Origin of the sequence: Planomonospora parontospora, assembly GCA_014647935.1 — a bacterium.
In the GTDB taxonomy this organism is placed as follows: domain Bacteria; phylum Actinomycetota; class Actinomycetes; order Streptosporangiales; family Streptosporangiaceae; genus Planomonospora; species Planomonospora parontospora.
In genome coordinates this window covers 37038-43683 of the sequence record BMQD01000034.1, presented here as the reverse complement: position 1 = coordinate 43683, position 6646 = coordinate 37038, and the positions used below count along the sequence as shown (strand labels likewise).

The following is a 6646-nucleotide window of genomic DNA, read 5'->3' as shown; positions in this document are numbered from 1 at the left end:
GTCGTCCGCAGCAACGCATCCGACCACACCGACCAACCCGTCCCACCCAGACCCACCTTCGTCACCGCGCACCCCCCGCGGTCATGAGGTCCGCTTTGAGGAGGGCGGCCAGTTCCGTCAGGCGGTCGTGGATGAAGAAGTGGCCGCCGTCGATGCGGTGCAGGACGAATCCGGCGGTGGTGTGCCGCTCCCAGCCGGCCGACTGCTCCACCTGAACCGCGCGGTCGAGCGCGCCGGCGAAGGCCACGATCGGTACCGGCAGCGGCGGTTCGGGACGGTACTCGTAGCCGTCCAGCCAGGTGAAGTCCGCCCGCAGCGCGGGCAGCAGCAGCTCCAGCAGTTCGGGCTCGCCGGCGACCGCCTCGGGTACGCCGCCCCCGGCCACCACCCGGGCCACCAGTTCGTCGTCGGAGACGCGGGAGAGCCCGTCGAACGCACCGGATCCGTGCAGGTGCGGCGCGCGTGCGGCGCCCGCGTACAACCGCACCGGCAGCGGCGCACCGGCCCGGCGCAGCCGCCGCACCGCCTCGAACGCGAGCCGCGCGCCCAGCGAGTGCCCGTACACCGCGTAGGGACGTCCGTCGGCGGTCACGGCGCCGGCGACCGCGGCGGTCAGCTCGTCCAGGTCGATCTCGGGCGGTTCGGCGATCCTGTTCTCCCTTCCCGGCGGCTGGACGGCCAGGACCTCCACGCCGGGGGCGAAGGAGGCGGGCCACGGGTGGAACACCCCCGCGCCCGCACCGGCGTACGGCAGGCAGAACAGCCGGACCCCCGCCTGGGGCAGCGGTCGCGGGCACCGGAACCAGCGGGCCGTCAAGGTGTTCATCGGGTGCCTCCCGGCGGGTCGATCCAGTGGCGCTGCCGTTGGAAGGGGTAGGTGGGCAGCGGTATCCGCCGTCCCGGTACGGCGGAGCCGGACGGCGGCGTCTCCGGCGCGACGGCCGAGGAGGGCAGCCGATCGGGGTCCAGCGCCGTGATCGCCTCGGCCAGGTCGCGGCATTCCACGACGACCCGGTGGGCGAAGGAACGGCGTCCTGCCGTCAGGGTGTGCGCCACGTCGGCGATCCGCAGCTCCGGGTCGGCGGCCAGGTGGTCGCGGAGCCGTGCGACCGCGGCGCGGAGCGCCCGGGGTGAACGGGCGGAGACCGGGAGCAGGTACCGGGCGCCGGGGGCGGGCGCCGGGGCCGACGGCCGTGGCGGCGCTTCGGCCACCAGGACGTGCGCGCCGGTTCCCCCGATGCCGATCGCGCTGACCCCGGCCACCCGCCTGCGGCCGCCCGGCCAGTCCGTCGTCTTGGCGGGCAGGTGGAACGGTCCGCGGTCCAGGTCGAGCTGCGGGTGGGGCGAGCCGACGTGCAGGTTGCCGGGGATCTTCCCGTGCCGTACCGACAGGACCGCCTTGATGAACCCCGCGATCCCGGAGGCGGCGTCGGTGTGGCCGATGTTGGTCTTGACCGAGCCCAGCGCGCAGTAACCGGTGCCCCGCGCGCCGGCCGCGCGGAAGGCCCGGGTCAGCGCCTCGACCTCGATGGCGTCCCCCAGCGGCGTGCCGCTGCCGTGCGCCTCCACCATGCCGATCTCGTCGGGGGGGATCCCCGCGTCACCGAGGGCCTCGGCCACCGTGGCCGCCTGCCCGGTCAGCCCCGGTACGGCGAAGCCCGCCCGGGCGGCGCCGTCGTTGCCGACCGCCCATCCGGGGATGACGGCGTACACGTGGTCGCCGTCGGCGACGGCGTCGGCGAGCCGTTTCAGCGCCACCACGCCGCTGCCGCTGGAGAAACCGGAACCGTCGGCCGCGGCGTCGAACGCCCGGCACCGGCCGTCGGGAGAGACCATCCCGCCGGGGGTGTGCCGGTGCCGGGGCCAGGTGACGGTGACGCCGCCGGCGAGGGCGAGATCGCAGCGGTGGTCGGCGAGGCTCTGGGCGGCCATGCACACCGCGACCAGGGAGCTGGAGCAGGCGCTCTGCACGGCGACCGCCGGGCCGGTCAGGCCGAACCGGTAGGCGACCTGCCCCGGCAGGTGGTCGGAGCGCTGGTGGGGCAGGATCCGCCCCTCCCAGTCGTCGGGGTCGTCGGGGGCGCCCGCGGCGGGGTTGCCGAACAGGTGGAACAGGAAGTACCGGTTGGCGGAGGTGGAGGTGAACACGCCGATCTGGCCGTCGAACCGGTCCGGATCGCATCCGGCGTCCTCCAGGGCCTCCCACGCCGTCTCCAGGAACAGCCGGTGCTGCGGGTCGGTGCGGGCCGCCTCGTCGGGGGTGAATCCGAAGAACTCCGCGTCGAAGTCCTCCACTCCGTCCAGCCTGCCTCCGGCTCTCACGTGCGCGGGGTCGGCGAGCAGTGCCGTACCGATGCCCAGCTCGCGCAGTTCCGCATCGGAGTAGTCGTGGACGGCGTCCACTCCGTCGGACAGCACGGACCAGAACGCCGCCGGATCGGGCGCGCCGGGGAACCGGCAGCCCAGACCGACCACCGCGATGTGATCGTCGAACTCACCGGGCTCGTCGGACTCGTCGAGATCGGCGAGATCGGCGGGCTCTTCGGGATCACCGGGACCACCCGGGCCTTCGAGATCGCCCAGGCCGCTCGTGCCGGAGGTGAGAGAGCCGCCCGTACCGGAGGTGCGGGGACCGGTGGTGGGGCCCGCGGCCGGTGGCGCGGCCAGGAGGCGGGCCTGCGCCCGCACCGTGGTGTGCTCGAACAGCGCCATCATCGGCACCGGCGTCCCGAGCACGTCGGTCAGCCGCTGCTGGAGCCGCCCGAGCAGCAGGGAGTGCCCGCCGGCGTCGAAGAACGGGTCGGTCACCCCGACCCGGGTCACCCCGAGTACGTCGCACCAGGCGTCGTGCACCGCGGTTTCGGCGGATGTGGCCGGGCGTTCGCCCGCGCGGGCGGTCCCGGGCGCGGGCAGGGCCCGGACGTCCACCTTGCCGGTCGGGGTGAGCGGCATCGTGTCGAGCACGACGATCACCGCGGGCACCAGGTGGTCCGGAAGGGTCTCGGCCGCGGTCCGCCTCAGGGCGGCCGGGTCCAGGACCGCCCCTTCGGCGGGCTGGACGTGGGCCACGAGCCGGTCGCCGTGGAGCGTGACAACGGCTCGGGCCACCCCGGGCCGTCCCGTCAGGTGCGTCTCCACCTCGGCCGGTTCGACGCGGAACCCGCGCACCTTGATCTGCCGGTCCAGCCTGCCCAGGCAGACCAGGGTGCCGTCGGGCAGCCTCCGGCCGAGGTCCCCGGTGCGGTAGATCCGCCTGCCGTCGTCGTCGGCGGTGAACCGTTCGGCGGTGCGTTCCGGGTCCCGCCAGTACCCCAGTGCCAGGTGGGGGCTGCGAATGGCGATCTCGCCCTCGTCCCCGTCGGGGTTCAGCAGCACCGTCTCGTAGCCCGGCAGCGGACGGCCGATCGGCACCAGAGGACCGGCCGCCGGATCGGTCGGCAACCCGGAGCCGGACGCCGGCTCGGTGCCCGGCTCGGCGTCCGGGGCGAATTCGGGCGAGTCGAAAGTGGTCCGGTGGTGCGTGACGAAGGTGGCCTCGGTCGCGCCGTAGCCGTTCACGAACAGGCAGGCGTCGGCGAAACGTCCCCGGCCCGCGGTCACGTCGGACCTGGTCACCCGCTCCCCGCCGAGCAGTACGGCGCGCACGGAGGGCAGTCGCCCGGCCGGTCCGAGGGCGTCGAGCACGTACCGGTAGAGCGTCGGAGTGGAGTGGTAGACGGTCACCTCCCGGTCGGCCAGGCGGCGTACCAGCTCGCCCGGTCCGAGGGCGCGGACGTCGATCGGCACCAGGGTCGCGCCGGTCAGCAGCGCGGGGTAGATGTCCGGTACGGAGGCGTCGAAGCTGACCGAGGCGAGCAGGCTGAGCCGGTCGCCGGAGGTGATCGAGAGGCTTTCGACCTGGTTGCCGACGCAGTGCATGAGGTTGCGGTGGCTCTGCGCCACTCCTTTGGGCGTGCCGGTGGATCCGGAGGTGTAGCGCAGGTAGGCGAGGCCGTCCGGTTCGACCGGCGTGGCCGTCGGCGTCGCCGGCGTCGCGTCCTCGACGAAGACCACCGGGCGGTGCCGGCCGGCGAGGAGGGTGCGGGCGAGCGTCTCGTGCGCACGGGTCGTGACCAGCACGGCCACATCGGCGTCGCCGAGCATGTACGCCAGCCGCGGCGCCGGATACGAGGGGTCCAGCGGGACGTAGGCGCAGCCGGAGAGCAGGGCGCCCATGATCGCGGCGATGGTGCTCGCGTCATGGCCGAGCAGCAGGCCGACGCGTGCTCCCGCGTGTCCCCCCGACGCGGCGACGAGCCGCTGGATCCCCCCGGCCGTCAGAGACAGCTCCGCGTAGGTTAACGGAGAGTCACCTGAATACACCGCAATACGGCCGGGACTTCCGCTTACAACGTCGAGGAATCGGCTGGTTACAATGTGTTGCATTACCGCAATTCCTGCATTTTGCTAACGATCTGGATTCGCCGGTAACCCGTGCCACCTCGCATAACCCCCGAGGCACGTCTCGCGGCCCGCTGACACAGGGAACGCTAAAGGCGGGGCATTTCGGATCATTAGCCGTAAGATTGCGGCGCCCGCAATCGCGGCCACATATCGCTAAGAGTGACCTTTTCGTGACGATCTCACGAAGGGTCCAAGGCGGAGGAACAGCCATGACCGCTGACGAAACTGTTCCCGTTCACAACTTCCAGGTCCTTGGACCGCTCCGCTTCACCCTGGACGGGGTGACGGTGGCACTGCCCGCCCGTCACCCCCGGATGCTCCTGGCCGTCCTCCTCCTGCACAACGGCGAGGCCGTCGCCGAAGGACGGCTGCTGGAACAGGTGTGGGGGCCCGGCGCCAGCAGCACGATCGCCCTGCGCACCGCCGTGTCCCGGTTGCGCTCCTGGCTGCACGACGAAGCCCGCGGGGTGGCGTCCATCGACCACGCCGACGGCGGCTACCGGCTGCGCCTGCCGGACCACTACGTCGACGCCGCCCGGTTCCGCGCCGCCCTGGCCGCCGACTCCGACGCCGCCGGGCTCGACCCCCACCAGCGCATGGCCGCCCTGATGAACGCGCTCGAGGAGTGGCGCGGCCCCGTCCTGGACGGCGCCCCCGAGGAGATACGGGAGGATCCGGCGGTACAGACGCTGGACGACGACCACGCCATGTGCCTGCAGAGGCTGGCCGCGCTCGCCATCTCCCTGCAGACTCCCGACCTGCTGCTGTCCAGGACCCGCGCGCTGGCCTGGTCCCGGCCGTTCGACGAGCCGCTGCACGCGCGGCTGATCGAGCTCTACGCCGCCTGCGGCCGGCCCGCCGAGGCGCTCATGGAGTACGAGCGGCTGAGATCGCGGCTGGCCGACGAACTGGGCGTCGCTCCCAGCGCGGAGGTGCAGCGCGCCTACTTCACCGTGCTGGCCCAGGACCCCCCGCAGCCGCCTCCGGCCGATCCGGCCTCCGGCAAGGGCTGGAGACACCGGCTCGCCCCCCGCCAGATCCCGGCCGACATCGCCGACTTCGCGGGGCGGGAGAAGGCGACCGCCACGCTCCTCGACCATCTCGGCGGTCTGCTCGACGACCCGGAGCGACCGGCCACGCTGGTCGCGGGCGTCACCGGCCCCGCCGGAGTCGGCAAGACCACCCTGGCCGTGCACGTCGCCCACCGGCTGATGCCGGCCTACTCCGACGGCCAGCTCTACGCCGACCTGGGGGGCACCACCTCCGCCCCCGAATGCCCCGCCCGCGTGCTCGGACGGTTCCTGCGCGCACTCGGGGTCGGCAAGCACGACGTCCCGGACGACCTGGCCGAACGCACGGCCCTCTACCGCAGCCTGGTCAGCGGCCGCCGCCTCCTGGTGGTCCTGGACGACGCCGCGCGGGAGACCCAGGTGAGACCGCTGCTCCCGGGCTCCTCCCCCTGCTCGGTGCTCATCACCAGCCGGCACCGGATGGGCGCCGTCGGCGGCGCGAAGATCGTGGACCTCGACCGGCTCCGCGAGGACCACGCCGTCCAGCTGCTGGCGAGCATCGCCGGTCACGAGCGGGTGGCCGCCGAGCCCGACGCCGCGGTCGAACTGGTCCACCTGTGCGGCGGGCTGCCCCTGGCGGTGCGCATCTGCGGGGCCCGCCTGGCCGCCCGCCCCCACTGGCCGCTCGTCAAGCTGGTCGCCCTGCTGCGCGACGAGCGCCGCCGGCTGGGCGAGTTGAGCATCGGGGACCTGACCGTGCGGGACGGCCTGGAGCAGAGCCACGGCCGGCTCGGGGAGGAGACCCGGCGGACGCTGTCCGCGCTGGCCAAGCTGGGGCCGGTCGAGTTCTCGGCCGGTACCGTCGCCGCCGTCTGCGGCCTCGACCACACCGTCGCCGGCGACCACCTCGACACCCTCGTCGAGGCCGGGTTCGCCTCGGTGGTCGGCTCCGGCCGGGCCGGTCAGGTTCACTACCGCCTCGACGACCTGGCCCGGTCGTTCGCCCTCGGCCTGGACCCGGTACGGCTCTCCCACCCCGAGAACGGCAGACCGGCTCGCCTGTACCGCTTCGGAACCCGTCGCACCGGGCCCGGCCCCGGAGCTCCCCGGAGCGGCTGCGCGGCCCGGTGACGCTCGTCGGCCACCCGCCGCGCATCCGTCCGGGGCCGGAGCGCGGCGGACTGTCCGGATCG

At 73.7% G+C, this 6646-nt stretch carries 3 protein-coding genes; 1 reads left to right on the top strand and 2 read right to left on the bottom strand.

What is annotated here, in order from left to right:
- Window positions 1-61 precede the first annotated feature (61 nt).
- Both IEZ07_RS31800 and IEZ07_RS31795 read right to left on the bottom strand, forming a co-directional pair.
- The gene (locus IEZ07_RS31800; RefSeq protein WP_191898191.1) at window positions 62-826 is read right to left on the bottom strand and encodes a thioesterase II family protein; all 765 of its coding nucleotides are present in this window, start codon (window positions 824-826) and stop codon (window positions 62-64) included.
- On the bottom strand, window positions 823-4362 hold the full coding sequence (locus IEZ07_RS31795; protein WP_239321126.1) for an amino acid adenylation domain-containing protein: 3540 nt from the start codon (window positions 4360-4362) through the stop codon (window positions 823-825). The genes IEZ07_RS31800 and IEZ07_RS31795 overlap by 4 nt, the downstream gene beginning before the upstream one ends.
- 290 nt (window positions 4363-4652) lie before the next feature.
- On the opposite strand from IEZ07_RS31795, the gene IEZ07_RS31790 reads away from it, so the two are divergent.
- Window positions 4653-6584 (top strand): AfsR/SARP family transcriptional regulator, encoded by a 1932-nt coding sequence (locus IEZ07_RS31790; RefSeq protein ID WP_191898189.1) that lies wholly within the window; start codon window positions 4653-4655, stop codon window positions 6582-6584.
- Window positions 6585-6646: the final 62 nt, after the last annotated feature.